This is a genomic window from Streptomyces sp. NPDC085946 (genome assembly GCF_044540485.1).
Classification (GTDB): Bacteria; Actinomycetota; Actinomycetes; order Streptomycetales; family Streptomycetaceae; genus Streptomyces.
The window spans coordinates 360803-375991 of record NZ_JBITSF010000001.1 but is presented as its reverse complement, the minus strand read 5'-3'; the positions used below and the strand labels follow the sequence as shown (position 1 = coordinate 375991).

Genomic DNA, 15189 nt, shown 5'->3' with positions numbered 1-15189 from the left:
ACGCGCAGGCCCCCGGTGCCGGGAGGGCACCGGGGGCCTGCGCGCGTGCGCGGGAGGCGGCTACGCCTGCGGCAGCCTCTCCAGCTGCGCCTGGATCCGGGCGATGTCCTCCTCCGCCTTGGCCAGGCGGGTGCGGATCTTCTCCACGACCGGCTCGGGCGCCTTGGCGAGGAACGCCTCGTTGCCCAGCTTGGCGGTGGCCTGCGCCTTCTCCTTCTCGGCGGCGGCGAGGTCCTTGGCCAGGCGCTTGCGCTCGGCCGCGACGTCGATCGCGCCGGACAGGTCCAGCGCCACCTCGACGCCCGCCGCCGGCAGCGTCGCCGTCGCCGTGAAGGACTCGCCCTCCGGCTGCAGGCGCAGCAGCTGGCGGATGGCCGCCTCGTGCTTCGCCAGGGCGGTGCCCTCCAGCGCCAGCCGGGCCGGGACCCGCTGGCCGGGCTGGAGGCCCTGGTCGGCGCGGAAGCGGCGGACCTCGGTGATCAGCGACTGGAGGGTCTCGATCTCCCGCTCGGCCTCCGCGTCGCGGAAGCCGCTGTCGGCCGGCCACTCGGCGATGACCACGGACTCGCCGCCGGTCAGCGTGGTCCACAGGGTCTCCGTGACGAACGGGACGACGGGGTGGAGCAGGCGCAGGGTGACGTCGAGGACCTCGCCCAGGACCCGCTTGCTGACCTCGGCGGCCTCGCCGCCCTCCTGGAAGGTGGTCTTGGACAGCTCGACGTACCAGTCGAAGACCTCGTCCCAGGCGAAGTGGAACAGGGCGTCGGACAGCTTCGCGAACTGGTAGTCCTCGTAGAACGCGTCGACCTCGGCGACCACCGAGTTCAGGCGGGAGAGGATCCACCGGTCGGTGGGCGACATCCGCGACGCGTCCGGCAGCGGGCCGGCCACCGTGGCGCCGTTCATCAGCGCGAAGCGGGTGGCGTTCCAGACCTTGTTGGCGAAGTTGCGCGAGCCCTGGACCCAGTCCTCGCCGATCGGGACGTCGACGCCCGGGTTGGCGCCGCGCGCCAGGGTGAACCGGAGCGCGTCGGAGCCGTACTTGTCCATCCAGTCCAGCGGGTTGACGACGTTCCCGAAGGACTTGGACATCTTCTTGCCGTTCTGGTCACGGACCATGCCGTGCAGGGCGATGGTGTGGAACGGCGGGGTGCCGTCCATCGCGTACAGGCCGAACATCATCATCCGGGCGACCCAGAAGAAGAGGATGTCGTAGCCGGTGACGAGGACGGAGTTCGGGTAGAACTTCGCGAGCGACTCGGTCTGCTCGGGCCAGCCCAGCGTGGAGAACGGCCACAGGCCGGAGGAGAACCAGGTGTCCAGGACGTCGGAGTCCTGGCGCCAGCCCTCGCCGGACGGCGGCTGCTCGTCGGGGCCGACGCAGACGACCTCGCCGTCCGGGCCGTACCAGACGGGGATGCGGTGGCCCCACCACAGCTGGCGCGAGATGCACCAGTCGTGGAGGTTGTCGACCCAGTCGAAGTACCGCTTCTCCATCTCCTGCGGGTGGATCTTGACCTTGCCGTCGCGGACCGCGTCGCCGGCGGCCTTGGCGAGCGGGCCGACCTTGACCCACCACTGCATGGACAGGCGCGGCTCGATGGTGGTCTTGCAGCGCGAGCAGTGGCCGACGGAGTGGAGGTAGGGCCGCTTCTCGGCGACGATCCGGCCCTCGGCGCGCAGCGCGGCGACGATGGCGGAGCGGGCCTCCAGCCGGTCCAGGCCCTGGAAGGGGCCGTGGGCGGTGATGACCGCGTGCTCGTCCATGATCGTCAGGGCCGGGAGGTCGTGGCGCTGGCCGATCTCGAAGTCGTTCGGGTCGTGCGCGGGGGTGACCTTGACGGCACCCGTGCCGAACTCGGGGTCGACGTGCGCGTCGGCGACGACCGGGATGCGGCGGCCGGTCAGCGGCAGCTCGATCTCCCGGCCGACGAGGTGGCGGTAGCGCTCGTCGTCCGGGTGGACGGCGACGGCGGTGTCGCCCAGCATCGTCTCGGCGCGGGTGGTGGCGACGACGATGGAGTCGTCGCCCTCGCCGTACCGGATGGAGACGAGCTCGCCGTCGTCGTCCTGGTACTCCACCTCGATGTCGGAGATGGCGGTCAGGCAGCGCGGACACCAGTTGATGATGCGCTCGGCGCGGTAGATCAGCTCGTCGTCGTAGAGCCGCTTGAAGATGGTCTGGACGGCCTGGGACAGGCCCTCGTCCATCGTGAAGCGCTCGCGCGACCAGGCGACGCCGTCGCCGAGGCGGCGCATCTGCCCGGAGATCTGCCCGCCGGACTCGGCCTTCCACTGCCAGACCCGCTCGACGAACGCCTCGCGGCCCAGGTCGTGGCGGGACTTGCCCTCCTTGCCGAGCTCCCGCTCGACGACGTTCTGCGTGGCGATGCCGGCGTGGTCCATGCCGGGCTGCCACAGCGTCTCGTAGCCCTGCATGCGCTTGCGGCGCGTGAGGGCGTCGATGAGGGTGTGCTCGAAGGCGTGCCCCAGGTGGAGCGAGCCGGTGACGTTCGGCGGCGGGATGACGACGGTGTACGGCGGCTTGTCGCTCTTGGCGTCCGCCTCGAAGTAACCCCGTTCTACCCAGCGCTCGTACAGCTTCCCCTCTACCTCGGCCGGCGTGTACTGGGTCGGCAGTTCGGTCGTGGGCGCTGTCTGCGGCTGCTGAGTGTTCTCGGTCACGGGGGTCAGTTTAGAGGTGTCACGGCCCCGTCCCGAAACGCGTTTCCTTTGTAACGGTGCGGCCCCCCGATGCCATGGACACGCTGTGTCTGCGCCAGGATGTCCGGAACAGGCAAGCATCTGGAGGGGAACCCAGGAATGAGCTACAACCAGCCGGGCCCGTACGGCGGGCAGCCCCAGCAGCCCGGGCCGTACGGCCAGCCGGGACCCTACGGCCAGCCGCCGCAGGCTCCGCAGCCCGGCTACGGCTACCCCCAGCAGGCACCCCCCGCCCAGCCCGGCTACGGCCACCCGCAGCAGGGCCAGCCGGGCTACGGCTACCCGCAGCAGCCCCCGCAGGGCGTCCCGCCGCAGCAGCCCCCGTACGGCCAGCCCCCCTACGGCCAGCCTCCGTACGGCGTGCCCCAGCCCCCGGCGGCGGGCGGCGGCAAGAAGACCGGGCTGATCATCGGCGCGGTGGCGGTCGTGGCGGCGATCGGCGTCGGCGCGTACTTCGTGCTGGGCAGCAGCGGCGCGGGCGGCGGTCTGGAGGACGACGGCGCCCACAAGCTGTCGACGCCGGCGACGGTGCTCACGGAGTACAAGCGGGTCGGCGAGGGCAACAAGTCCAGCGACACCGACACCGCCGAGGACATGGCCAAGAGCGGCGTGAAGGACGGCACGGCCGTCGTCGGGCAGTGGTCGACCGCCGACTTCAGCGGCTACGACCCGCAGGACCCCTCCACGCTCCCCGACCAGTCGGAGCTGCTGACCGCCAAGGGCATCACCATGGTGGGCGGTTACGGGAAGATCGACGACCCGCAGGCGGTCCTGGACAAGTTCTTCGCCTCCATCCAGAAGGAGATCAAGGAGAGCTCGACCGGCGACACCGGCGGCATGCAGAACGCGGAGCTGGTCGGCGACCCGGAGGAGGTCGAGATCGACGGCGCGGTCGCCAAGTGCCAGTCGACCAGGAGCACCAACGGGCTGACCAAGAAGCAGTCGACCGACTGGTTCTGCGCGTGGGCCGACTACAGCACGGTCGCCATGGTGTCGCCCGGTGACAACAGCGGCACGGGCGTGCCCAAGGACGCCGCGGTCGACATCACCGGCAAGCTGCGCGAGCAGGTCCGCGTCAAGTCCTGACGCGGAGGCGGCGATGACGAAGGGGCCCCGGTCGGTCGACCGGGGCCCCTGTCACGTGCGGGTCACGCCGTCTTCTGCTCCCCCGGCCCCCGGCCCCGCGCGTCGCGCGGGATCAGGGTCGGGTTGACGTTGGACAGGACGACGTCGGCGGTGATGACGACGCGGGCGACGTCCTTGCGGGACGGGACCTCGTACATCACGCCCTGGAGGACCTCCTCCATGATGGCGCGCAGGCCGCGGGCGCCGGTCTGGCGGAGGATCGCCTGGTCGGCGATGGCCTCCAGGGCCTCGCGCTCGAAGTCCAGCTCCACGCCGTCGAGTTCGAACAGGCGCTGGTACTGCTTCACCAGCGCGTTGCGCGGCTCGATCAGGATCTTCAGCAGGGCCTCGCGGTCCAGGTTGTGGACCGAGGTGATGACGGGGAGACGGCCGATGAACTCGGGGATCATGCCGAACTTGACCAGGTCCTCCGGCATGACCTCCTCGAACTGGTCCTTGGACTCCATCTCCCGCTTGGAGCGGATCTGCGCGCCGAAGCCGATGCCCTTGGCACCCGCCCGGGCCTCGATGATCTTCTCCAGGCCCGCGAAGGCACCGCCCACGATGAACAGGACGTTCGTCGTGTCGATCTGGATGAACTCCTGGTGGGGGTGCTTGCGCCCGCCCTGCGGCGGGACGGAGGCCGTGGTGCCCTCCAGGATCTTGAGCAGCGCCTGCTGGACGCCCTCGCCGCTCACGTCGCGCGTGATCGACGGGTTTTCACTCTTCCGCGCGACCTTGTCGATCTCGTCGATGTAGATGATCCCGGTCTCGGCCTTCTTGACGTCGTAGTCCGCCGCCTGGATCAGCTTCAGGAGGATGTTCTCGACGTCCTCGCCGACGTACCCCGCCTCGGTGAGCGCGGTGGCGTCGGCGATGGCGAACGGGACGTTCAGCATGCGCGCGAGGGTCTGCGCGAGGAGGGTCTTGCCGGAGCCCGTGGGGCCCAGCAGCAGGATGTTGGACTTCGCCAACTCGATGGCGTCGTCGCGGCTTTGGGCGCCGCCGTTCTCGCCGGCCTGGACCCGCTTGTAGTGGTTGTACACCGCGACCGACAGGGCCTTCTTGGCGGCCTCCTGGCCGACCACGTAGCCCTCGAGGAACTCGTAGATCTCGCGGGGCTTCGGGAGCTCCTCCCAGCGGACCTCGCTCGTCTCCGCGAGTTCTTCCTCGATGATCTCGTTGCAGAGGTCGATGCACTCGTCGCAGATGTACACACCGGGCCCTGCGATGAGCTTCTTGACCTGCTTCTGGCTCTTGCCGCAGAACGAGCACTTGAGCAGATCGCCGCCGTCACCGATGCGTGCCACGGTGTGCTTCCCCTTCGCCTGGGAGACGCCTGGACGTCAACGTCCAGCGGCTCCTGGTGCTGCCTTATGTCCGACGGTACCTTGCCGGGCCCCCCGTTCGGGCCCCCCTTGGCACGGTTCGCTTCGACGTGGACCGTGCCGCGCCCTGCCAAGGGGCGGCCGACAATACTCCTGTACCCCGGGTTACCGCAGAGTGGCGTTGTCCATCTTGCGGGTGGTGATGATCTGGTCGATCAGGCCGTACTGCAGCGCGTCCTCGGCGGTGAGGATCTTGTCGCGCTCGATGTCCTCGCGGATCTTCTCGATCGTCTGGGTGGAGTGCTTGGCCAGCATCTCCTCCAGCTGCGAGCGCATCCGAAGGATCTCGTTGGCGGCGATCTCCAGGTCGGAGACCTGGCCGCGGCCGGTCTCGCTGTAGGGCTGGTGGATCAGCACGCGGGCGTTCGGCAGCGCCATGCGCTTGCCCGGCGTGCCGGCGGCCAGCAGGACGGCGGCGGCGGAGGCCGCCTGGCCCATGCAGACCGTCTGGATGTCCGGCTTCACGTACTGCATCGTGTCGTAGATGGCCGTGAGCGCCGTGAAGGAGCCGCCGGGGCTGTTGATGTAGATCGAGATGTCCCGGTCGGGGTCCATCGACTCCAGGCACAGCAGCTGCGCCATGACGTCGTTGGCGGAGGCGTCGTCGATCTGGACGCCGAGGAAGATCACGCGCTCCTCGAAGAGCTTCGCGTACGGGTCGTACTCGCGGATGCCCTGGGAGGTGCGCTCGACGAAGCGCGGGATGACATAGCGGGACTCGGCCGCGGGGCCGGTGTACTGGGCGCGCGCGCGGTCGTAGAGGCCGTTGCCGGGGAAGTCGTTCACAGTGTCTCCTGAAAGAGGCTGAGGCGGTCGGCTGGGGCTGTCGGGGGCCCGCTGGGCCCCCGGAGGGACTCACAGGGCCCCACGGGGCCGCACAGGCCCCGTGGGGGCGTCTCAGGCCCCGGTGCCGCCGCCGCCCGGCATGCCGGCGGCCGTGGCGATCACGTCGTCGATGAGGCCGTACTCCTTGGCCTCGAAGGCGTCGAACCAGCGGTCGCGGTCCGAGTCGCGGGTGATCTGCTCGACCGTCTGGCCCGTGTGCTGGGCGGTGAGCTCGGCCATGCGCTTCTTGGTGTGCAGCAGCCGCTCGGCGTGGATCTTGATGTCCGAGGCCGAGCCGGCCAGGCCGGCGGAGGGCTGGTGGATCAGGATCTCGGCGTTCGGCAGCGCGAAGCGCTTGCCGGGGGTGCCCGCGCTGAGCAGGAACTGGCCCATGGAGGCGGCCAGGCCCATGGCGATGGTCACCACGTCGTTCTTGATGTACTGCATGGTGTCGTAGATCGCCATACCGGCCGTGATGGAACCGCCGGGGCTGTTGATGTACAGGTAGATGTCCTTGTCCGGGTCGGAGGCAAGGAGCAGAAGCTGTGCGGTGATCTTGTTCGCGATGTCGTCGTCGACCGGCTGGCCGAGGAAGATGATCCGCTCGTTGAGCAGCCGGTTGTAGACCTGGTCGCCGAGGCCACCACCGATGGAGGGCTCGCCGGCGGCGGAGGGCATCAGATTCGTCACGTATCCACCTGCTCGTCTTGCGACGGCGCCGGGCCGTCTCACGTTGTTCTGCGTATTCATGGACCCTAACGCGGGGGTCCCTCCGGAGAATCCCGTAGCGGGGGCTGTTCGCCGGGGGCGTAGCGCCGGTCGGGACGACGACGGGCCCCGGGTCAGACATCTACCCGGAGCCCGTCTCGCGTCACGATGAGCCTGCGGCTCAGCCCTCGTTCTTCTCCTCGGCGGCCTCGGCGGCCTCGCCGGACTCGGTGTCCGCGGCCGGGGCCTCGGCGGCCTCGTCCTCGTCCTCGTCGTCCAGGTCGACGATCTCGCCGTTGGTGTCCTTCACCGTGGCCTTCTCGACCACCGCGGCCAGCGCCTTGCCGCGGGCGACCTCGCCGACCAGGAGCGGCACCTGGCCGCCCTCGACGACCGCCTGGGCGAACTGGTCGGGGGACATGCCGGAGGAGGCGGCGCGCCGCATGAGGTGCTCGGTGAGCTCCTCCTGGTTGACGTTGAGCTTCTCCTGCTTGACGAGCTCGTCGAGCACGAACTGGGTCTTGATGCCCTTGATCGCGGCCTCGCGGGTCTCGGTCTCGAACTCCTCGGCGGTCTTGCCCTGGATCTCCAGGTACTTGTCGAGGGTGAGGCCCATCTGGCCGAGCTGGTGGTGCTCCAGGTTGTGCTTGCGGGTGTTGATCTCGTCCTCGAGCAGCTTCTCGGGGACCGGGACCTCGACCAGCTCGAGCAGCTTGTCCAGGACGCGCTCCTGGGCCTGCGTGGCCTGGTCGTACTGCTTCATGTTCGCCAGGCGCTTGCGGCTGTCGGCCTTCAGCTCCTCCAGCGTGTCGAACTCGGAGGCGAGCTGCGCGAACTCGTCGTCCAGCTCGGGCAGTTCCCGCTTGGCGACCTGGGTGACCTTGACGGTGACCTCGGCCTCGCGGCCGGCCGCCGAGCCGCCCTTGAGCTCGGAGGTGAAGGTGGCCTCCTCGCCGGCGGACAGGCCCTTCACGGCGTCGTCGATGCCTTCCAGCAGCTCACCGGAGCCGATGGTGTAGGAGACGTCCTTGGCGATGCCGTCCTCGAGGACCTCGCCGTCGACCTTGGCCTCCAGGTCGACGGTGACGACGTCGCCGTCCTCGGCGGCGCGCTCCACCGGGGAGGTGGACGCGAAGCGCTCGCGGAGCTGCTCGACCGACTTGTCGACGTCCTCGTCGCTGACCTCGACGGCGTCGACCTCGACCTCGATGCCGGAGTAGTCCGGGATCTCGATGGCGGGGCGGATGTCGACCTCGGCGGTGAAGTTCAGCGTCTCGCCGTCCTTCAGCTCCGTGATGTCGACCTCCGGCTGGCCCAGCGGGCTCAGCTCGGCCTCGTTGACCGCCTCGGTGTAGAACTTCGGCAGCGCGTCGTTGACGGCCTCCTCCAGCACGGCACCGCGGCCGAACCGCTGGTCGATGACCCGGGCCGGGACCTTGCCCTTGCGGAAGCCCTTCACCGTGACCTGCTGGTTGATCTTCTTGTACGCCGCGTCGAGGCTGTCCTTGAGCTCCTCGAAGGGCACCTCGACAGTGAGCCGAACCCGAGTCGGGTTCAGGGTCTCCACGGCGCTCTTCACGGTTCGGTCTCCTTGTGGCTGACTGCTTGGGTTCTGCCGGGGCCAGAGCGGCCCGGCGGATTTCGCCGCCCGGAGGACTGCAGACACTGAGACACACGGGCGTGCAGCTTGCATAGTAACGGCAGCGGGTACACGGCCCAAAAGGCGATCACCCGAGGTGATCAGGTGGCTGGTCGGGGTGGCGGGATTTGAACCCACGGCCTTCCGCTCCCAAAGCGGACGCGCTACCAAGCTGCGCCACACCCCGTCTGGTGCGAGACGTAGGGTACATGCCGCCGGGCCGCGGGGCCGCCGCAATTCCCGGGCGCCCGCACGGCCGGGACCCGCGGCGGAGAACGGGGTGTGCGGCACCGGGGGGCGACCCGCTACGATGCCTTCTGTGCCGCGGTCGTCCGACCTGCGGCGCGCTGTGTGCGGGCGTAGCTCAATGGTAGAGCCCCAGTCTTCCAAACTGGCTACGCGGGTTCGATTCCCGTCGCCCGCTCTGTGCTGGTCACCGGGCCCGGTTCCGTCTCGTGCGGAACCGGGCCCGGGGCGTTTTCCGGGTGCCGGCGGGCCGCCCCGCCCGGGTCACAGGCCGCGCGCGTCGACCGTGTAGACCGAGCGGGTGCCGTAGGGGACGTACAGGGCGTCGCCGACCGCCACGATCCGGGCGCCGGTGGTGACGAGGTCGGCGGCGCCCGGGCCGTCGTCGCGGCCGGGGCGGGTGGCCTCGACCTCGCCGGTGCGGGTGTCGAGGGCGGCCAGACGGCCGCTCGGGGACGCGAAGTACACCCGGTCGCCGGATACGGTCGGCGGGCCCTGCTGCTCGACCGTGGAGTTGGTCTCCCACAGGGTCCGGCCGGTCCGCGGCGAGACCGCGCGGACGCTGCCGCCCGCGCGGGTGAGGAAGACGGTGCCGCCGGCCAGGTGGGCGTCGGCGTCCTCGGGCTGCGCCTCGGCCAGGCGCAGGACGGTGAGCACGTGCGTGGAGACGTCGATCAGGGTCAGGCGCCGGTCCGCGTGGTACGCGTCCGCGAGGACCAGGCGGTCCCCGTCCCGGCCGAGCAGGTCCACGACGCCCGTGGCCACGACCGTCCAGCGGGGCTTGCCGGTGGCCGTGTCGAGCTCGGAGACGCGGGTGCGGGACGCGTCGCGCCGGTCCAGGTCGTTCGCGCAGACGAGGTAGACCCGTTCGCGCGCGGTGCGCAGCAGGCAGACGTCCGCCGACCGCGGCAGGGGACGCCGCCAGCGGACCTCGCCGGTCCCGGCGTCCAGCAGGGCGTACTGCTCGCCCCGGTCGCCGTGGACGGTGACGACGCCCTCGGGCACGGCGACGGCCTGTCCCTGTTCGCTGTCGGGGGCGGTGGCCGATTCGCCGTGGCCGGTCCGGGTCCGCCACAGCTCCTTGCCGGTGCCGGCGGCCAGGGCCACGACCGAGTAACGGGTCACCGCGGTGTCGTTCGTGTTCGGCTCCTCGGCCTCGTAGGCGTAGACGTGGCCGGCGCGGGTGCCGATGACCGCGCCCTCCGCGCCGGAGGCGCCGTCGGGGGTGGGGTCCACGGGCCGGGACCAGGTGTTGCGGCCGTCGGCGAGGGCGAAGCGGGTCGCCATGAGGTCCGCGCCGGCGCACACCAGGGAGGTGCCGACGGCGGCGCAGCCGGCGAAGGCCCCGCCCGAGGTGTAGGTGCCGTCCACGGTGACGGGGGCCTTCGCCCCGGCCGCCCAGGGCCGCCAGCCGTCGGGCAGGTCGGCCGGGGCCGAGGACGCCGCCGGCCCGGGGGTGTCGTCGCGGGTCAGGACGGAGACGGTGGCGGCCGCGGTGGCGAGGACGACGGTCAGCACGGCTCCGGCGAGCAGGAACCGGCGCCCGCGGTGGGCGGCCGGGGCCCCCGCGGGCGGGGCGTCCACGACAGACGGGACGTCCGCGGCGGGCAGGGTGTCCGCGGCGGGCGGGGTGTCGGCGGCGGGCGGGGTGCTCCCGACCGGGCGGGCCGGCCCGGCGGGCCGCGGGCGGGACCCGGGCGGGCGGCCGTCGCGCAGCAGGGCGAGGAGCTCGTCGGGGGTGGGGCGGGACGTGGAGTCCTTCTCCAGGCAGCGGCGCACGACGGGGAGCAGCGCGTCGGGCACGCCGTCGAGGCCGGGCTCGCCCTCGACGACCCGGACGGCCGTCTCGTAGGGGCTCGGGCTGTCGAAGGGGCCGCGTCCGGTGGCGGCGTACGTCAGGACCGAGCCGAGGGAGAAGACGTCCGCGGCCGGGCCGACGTCCTGCGGGGCGGAGAACTGCTCCGGGGACATGAAGGGCGGGGTGCCCATCACCCGGCCGGTCTGGGTGAGGACGTCGGAGGCGGCGAACTCGGCGGCGCGGGAGATGCCGAAGTCGATGACGCGGGGGCCGTCCTCGGCGAGCATCACGTTGGCCGGCTTCAGATCTCTGTGGACGACTCCGGCGCGGTGGATGTCGCGCAGCGCCTCGGCCAGTCCGGCGGCCAGTTCGCGCAGCGCGGGCGGGGGCAGCGGTCCGTGGTCGCGGACGTGGGTGCCGAGGTTCTTGCCGGGGATGTGGAGCGTGGCCATCCAGGGGCGCGGCGCGTCGGCGTCCGCGTCCACGACGGGAGCGGTGAAGGCGCCGCTGACCCGGCGGGCGGCGGCCACCTCGCGGCGGAAGCGGGCGCGGAACTCGTCGTCGTCGGCGTACTGGCCGTGCACGATCTTCAGGGCCAGGCGGCGGCCGGAGGCGGAGCGGGCCAGGTAGACCACGCCCATGCCGCCGGAGCCCAGGCGGTCCTCGACGCGGTAACCGCCGACCTCCGCCGGATCCGACTCGCGCAGCACCATGTCCGCACGCTCCCCCCGTCACGCACCGTCCCCCGGACGGGGTCGAGCGTATCCGGGCGCCGCGGGAGGCCGGGCACCGCCCGGTGCGCCGGGGGCGGCCGGTGTGCCGGGGGCCGGTGTACCGGGGGGTGGCCGGCGGGCCGGCGAGGTCCGGTCAGAAGCTGATCGAGTTGATCGTTTCCGCTATCGAGTTGAGGAACCGGTTGATGGACGGGGCCATGCCGGTCGAGGCGAGGAAGAAGCCGAAGAGCACCGCGACGATCGCCGGTCCCGCCTTGAGGGACCCCCCTCTCATCAGCACGATCAGGATGATCGCCAACAGCAGCACCACAGACAGTGAAATGGCCACAACTGATCACACCCTCGGTCGGTCCGCTCTCCCGGCCCGGGGACGCAATCCCGCGCACCCCGCCAGAACCATCGTGCCACCAACGCGCCCGCCCTATGCGGCGGCTGACGCAACGTCCGGGTCGTCGTGTCGGCGCCCCGCGTGCGGCTCCACGCGCGCGTGTGCAACAGTCGTGTTCCGCACAGCAATTCGAAGAGACCTTCCCCGAAGGAATTCGACCGGATCGTTTCCACCTCCACACAACGCGTCCGCAGAGAATTCGAATTGCGGTCCCGGACACGCCGGGACACCTGGAGGCAGGATCGCGAACGGCGCGGAACGGGACATTCCACCGGAGTCGGCTGCTGGTCTTATGCACGGCTTGTCCGGATGAATCACGACAACCGGGGCGCGTGCGCCGGACACCGTCCGCACCCCCGGCGGTGTGTCGGCCGTCACGTCGGCCCGCCTGTCAACTCCTCGGAAAACGGGGTACCCGCAGCGAATAGCACAGGAATGACGTCGGGCGTTTTACGAATACCCGCAGACGACGCTAGGGTGCCTCAGATGTTCCACGCTGCCTCGTCCCCCGCAAGCGCAGCGAGGTCCCGGATGTCCTCCCCCCGTTCCTGGCGGGAGGGCCTGTGACGAACTCGCTGCGACCGTACGGCCACCGCAGAGCACCACTTCCCCCGGCACAGTCGCCGGCCGACGGAGTACCGAGCCCGCGTGCGCCGCAAAGCACGCAGAACAAGCAGAACGGCAAGCAGCGCGACGCGTTCTTCGACAACGCCAAGTACCTGGCGATCGTGCTGGTGGCCATGGGCCACGCCTGGGAGCCGCTCAAGGGCGACAGCCGGATCCTCGAGGCCGTCTACCAGGTCGTGTACGCGTTCCACATGCCGGCGTTCATCATCATCTCCGGCTTCTTCTCGCGCAGTTTCGACATGCGCCCCGACCGGCTCAAGCGCCTGATCACCGGCGTCGCCGTGCCCTACGTCGTCTTCGAGACCGCCTACCCGCTCTTCAAGCGCCTCATCGCCGACGACCCCCACCAGGACATCAGCCTCCTCGACCCCTGGTACCTCACCTGGTTCCTGTGCGCCCTGTTCATCTGGCGGCTGACCACGCCCGTCTGGAAGCTGGTGCGCCACCCGCTGCCGATCGCGCTCGGCCTGGCCATGGTGGCCTCCGCCGCGCCGGAGATCGGCGACGACCTGGACCTCCAGCGGGTGCTGCAGTTCCTGCCGTTCTTCGTGCTGGGTCTGTCGATGAAGCCCGAGCACTTCCACCGGGTGCGCACGCGGTCGGTGCGGATCGCGTCGGTGCCGGTGTTCGCCGTCGCGCTGGCCGTCAGCTGGTGGGCGGTGCCGCGCATGAACACCGCCTGGTTCTACCACCGCGACGCCGCCCAGGAGCTGGGCGCGCCCTGGTGGACCGGGCCGGTCATGGTCCTCGCGCTGTTCGGCTGCTCGCTGGTGCTGACCGCCTGCTTCTTCGCCTGGGTGCCGCGCCGCGCCATGTGGTTCACCGCGCTCGGCGCCGGCACGCTCTACGGCTACCTGCTGCACGGCTTCCTGGTGAAGGCCGGCGACTACCGGGGCTGGTTCGAGCACCCGGTCCTGCACCACCCGGCCGGCGAGGTCGCCGTCACCCTCCTCGCGGCCGTCGCCGTGACGCTGCTGTGCACCAAGCCCGTCCAGCGGGTCTTCCGGTTCGCGATGGAGCCGAAGATGGAGTGGGCCTTCAAGCGGGACGCGGCGGAGCTGGCCCGCGAACGGCAGACCGCCGAGCGGCGGGAACGCGAGAAGGTCAGCGTCTAGGCACCGGCTCTCCCCGGCTCGTCCCCCGGACCGAGAAGTGCGCGCATCCGCGCGTACTTCTCGGTCAGTCGTTTCCGGGTGGCCTCGTCCAGGACCGCGAGGCGCGCCGGGTCGGCGTTGTGCGCCAGGTCCGCCTCCTTCACCAGCAGCGCGCCGGGCGTGGCGAGGATGCGCGCCGCGTAAGCCTCGGGCGGTTCCCCGGCCCGCTTGGTGACCGCGAGGACGATGTCCTTCGTACGGCGGCTCAGCGCCGCCCCGCGCAGCCACCGCTCGGAGAGCGCCGCGTCCTCGACGGCGTCGTGCAGCCAGGCCGCCGCGATCTGCTCCTCGTCCCCGCCGCGGGCCCGGACCCCCTCCGCCACGGCGCGCAGGTGCTCGGCGTACGGCCGCCCCGCCTTGTCGGTCCGGCCGGCGTGCGCGGCGCGGGCCAGGGCCTCGACCTCGGGCAGGGACAGCGGGGTTCGGGATGTCGGGGTCACTCCCCCAGTGTGACCCGCCGGCCGCGCGCGGTCAGCGGGACGCGGCGGCCGTGGGGCCTTCCCGGCAGATGAGCAGCAGCGCCCGGTCGTCGTTGACGTCCTTGGCGACCGCCTCGATGAGGTGCCAGGCGGCGCCGTGGAAGCCGCCCGCCACGTAGCGGTCGGCCTCGCCGGTGAGGCGGTCGATGCCCTCGACGATGTCGCGCTCGGCGGTCTCCACCAGGCCGTCGGTGAACAGCATCAGCACGTCGCCGGGGCGCAGCGAGCCCTTCACCGGGTCGAACTGGGCGCCGTCGTACACGCCGAGGAGCGGGCCCTCGGCCGCCTTCTCCTCCCAGCGGCCGCTGCCCGCGCTGAGCTGGAGGCCCGGCGGGTGGCCGGCGGAGTAGAGCTCATAGTCGCCGGAGTCCAGGTCGAGCACCAGGTGGATGGAGGTCGCGAAGCCCTCCTCCCAGTCCTGGCGCAGGAGGTAGCCGTTGGCGGCGGGGAGGAAGGCGTGCGGGGGCAGGGAGCCCAGCAGACCGCCGAAGGCGCCGGACAGCAGCAGGGCGCGCGAGCCGGCGTCCATGCCCTTGCCCGACACGTCCGTGAGCACGACCTCCAGGGTGCGTCCGCCGTTGGTCCGGGCCGCGACCACGAAGTCGCCCGAGAAGGACTGGCCGCCGGCGGGCCGCAGGGCCATCTCCCGGTGCCAGCCGTCCGGCAGCTTCGGCAGCTTGCTCTGGACCCGGATGCGTTCGCGCAGGTCGAAGAGCATGGTGCCGCCGCGCCGCCAGGGCACGCCGACCCGGCTGCGGAACTGGGCGACCAGCAGGCCGAAGAAGCCGCACGCGGCGACGACGAGGACCACGCCCGGGGTGACCCGGGACGGGCCCTCGGTGTACGGCCCGAGCCGCACCGACTCCACGATGAGCGCGGTGGCCGCCGCCGCGTACAGGCCGAGCAGGCTCGCCGGGCGCAGCAGCAGGCCGCCCGCGACGATCGGCAGGACCAGCGCGGCCGGGGAGAACCACACCGAGTTGGCGAGGGTCGCGGCCGCGATGAGCGGGATGGTCAGGAACAGGCCCGCCAGGGCGACCCAGTCGGAGCCGTCGCCGCGGAAGTAGTCGACGGCGGCCCGGCGCATGCCGACGCGGGCCCGGTGCCACTGCTTCTTCCACCGGGCCGTGAACGTCTCGGCCGCCGCGCGCCGTTCTCGTCCTGCTGCCATTAGTTCGGGACCCTATCCAGCGGAGCAGCCGCTTGGCACGGGAGGTCCCACTTGTCCCCCGTCCGGGGACGGACTTCACAGGCGGGACCGGACGACGAGGTGCGCGGGGCCGGCGGGAGCCGCCGGGGAGCCGCCGGGGAGCCGCCGGGGAGAAATTGCCTCGCCATGTCGCGCGGCGCGCTG

Annotated in this window: 11 protein-coding genes and 2 tRNA genes; 3 read left to right on the top strand and 10 right to left on the bottom strand. The window is 71.4% G+C overall.

Going from position 1 to position 15189, the window contains the following annotated elements; translation table 11 throughout:
* Positions 1–60: 60 nt before the first annotated feature.
* Positions 61–2685 (bottom strand): valine--tRNA ligase, encoded by a 2625-nt coding sequence (locus tag ACIF8T_RS01640; RefSeq protein ID WP_400030012.1) that lies wholly within the window; start codon positions 2683–2685, stop codon positions 61–63.
* A gap of 138 nt (positions 2686–2823) precedes the next feature.
* On the opposite strand from ACIF8T_RS01640, the gene ACIF8T_RS01635 reads away from it, so the two are divergent.
* Positions 2824–3810, top strand: a complete 987-nt coding sequence (locus tag ACIF8T_RS01635) for a hypothetical protein (RefSeq protein WP_400030010.1) — start codon at positions 2824–2826, stop codon at positions 3808–3810.
* Between the two features lie 62 nt (positions 3811–3872).
* On the opposite strand, the gene clpX is transcribed toward ACIF8T_RS01635, so the two are convergent.
* The 5 genes from clpX to ACIF8T_RS01610 all read right to left on the bottom strand — a co-directional run bounded on the left by clpX (position 3873) and on the right by ACIF8T_RS01610 (position 8596).
* Positions 3873–5159: an ATP-dependent Clp protease ATP-binding subunit ClpX gene (gene clpX / locus ACIF8T_RS01630; protein ID WP_400030009.1), complete on the bottom strand. Its 1287-nt coding sequence runs from the start codon at positions 5157–5159 to the stop codon at positions 3873–3875.
* A 183-nt stretch (positions 5160–5342) separates the two neighbouring features.
* Positions 5343–6023, bottom strand: a complete 681-nt coding sequence (locus tag ACIF8T_RS01625; protein WP_400030008.1) for an ATP-dependent Clp protease proteolytic subunit — start codon at positions 6021–6023, stop codon at positions 5343–5345.
* A 111-nt stretch (positions 6024–6134) separates the two neighbouring features.
* Positions 6135–6740 (bottom strand): ATP-dependent Clp protease proteolytic subunit, encoded by a 606-nt coding sequence (locus ACIF8T_RS01620; RefSeq protein WP_031114129.1) that lies wholly within the window; start codon positions 6738–6740, stop codon positions 6135–6137.
* Between the two features lie 211 nt (positions 6741–6951).
* Entirely contained in the window at positions 6952–8349 is a 1398-nt protein-coding gene (gene tig, locus ACIF8T_RS01615; protein ID WP_400030007.1) for a trigger factor, read from the bottom strand.
* Between the two features lie 170 nt (positions 8350–8519).
* Positions 8520–8596 (bottom strand) — tRNA-Pro (locus ACIF8T_RS01610).
* A 166-nt stretch (positions 8597–8762) separates the two neighbouring features.
* Between ACIF8T_RS01610 and ACIF8T_RS01605 the strand changes: the two genes are divergently transcribed.
* Positions 8763–8833 (top strand) — tRNA-Gly (locus ACIF8T_RS01605).
* Positions 8834–8919: 86 nt separating this feature from the next.
* Here the strand turns inward: ACIF8T_RS01605 and ACIF8T_RS01600 are convergent.
* Both ACIF8T_RS01600 and ACIF8T_RS01595 read right to left on the bottom strand, forming a co-directional pair.
* Complete coding sequence (locus ACIF8T_RS01600) at positions 8920–11166, bottom strand: serine/threonine-protein kinase (protein ID WP_400030006.1); 2247 nt, start codon at positions 11164–11166, stop codon at positions 8920–8922.
* A 154-nt stretch (positions 11167–11320) separates the two neighbouring features.
* Positions 11321–11515, bottom strand: a complete 195-nt coding sequence (locus tag ACIF8T_RS01595) for a hypothetical protein (protein WP_400030005.1) — start codon at positions 11513–11515, stop codon at positions 11321–11323.
* Positions 11516–12138: 623 nt separating this feature from the next.
* Here ACIF8T_RS01595 and ACIF8T_RS01590 point away from each other — a divergent pair.
* Positions 12139–13317 carry an acyltransferase family protein gene (locus ACIF8T_RS01590; RefSeq protein WP_400030003.1) on the top strand — a complete coding sequence of 393 codons (1179 nt, stop codon included), beginning with the start codon at positions 12139–12141 and terminating at the stop codon, positions 13315–13317.
* Here the strand turns inward: ACIF8T_RS01590 and ACIF8T_RS01585 are convergent.
* Complete coding sequence (locus tag ACIF8T_RS01585; protein WP_400030001.1) at positions 13314–13796, bottom strand: HD domain-containing protein; 483 nt, start codon at positions 13794–13796, stop codon at positions 13314–13316. The genes ACIF8T_RS01590 and ACIF8T_RS01585 overlap by 4 nt on opposite strands.
* Positions 13797–13827: 31 nt before the next feature.
* Complete coding sequence (locus tag ACIF8T_RS01580; protein WP_400029999.1) at positions 13828–15006, bottom strand: PP2C family protein-serine/threonine phosphatase; 1179 nt, start codon at positions 15004–15006, stop codon at positions 13828–13830.
* Positions 15007–15189: the final 183 nt, after the last annotated feature.

Excerpts from the sequence above, each read along its gene's own strand:
- ACIF8T_RS01635 (WP_400030010.1), top strand. The coding sequence starts at position 2,824 with ATGAGCTACAACCAGCCGGGCCCGTACGGCGGGCAGCCCCAGCAGCCC.
- ACIF8T_RS01620 (WP_031114129.1), bottom strand. The coding sequence starts at position 6,740 with ATGCCCTCCGCCGCCGGCGAGCCCTCCATCGGTGGTGGCCTCGGCGAC.
- ACIF8T_RS01600 (WP_400030006.1), bottom strand. The coding sequence starts at position 11,166 with ATGGTGCTGCGCGAGTCGGATCCGGCGGAGGTCGGCGGTTACCGCGTC.
- ACIF8T_RS01580 (WP_400029999.1), bottom strand. The coding sequence starts at position 15,006 with ATGGCAGCAGGACGAGAACGGCGCGCGGCGGCCGAGACGTTCACGGCC.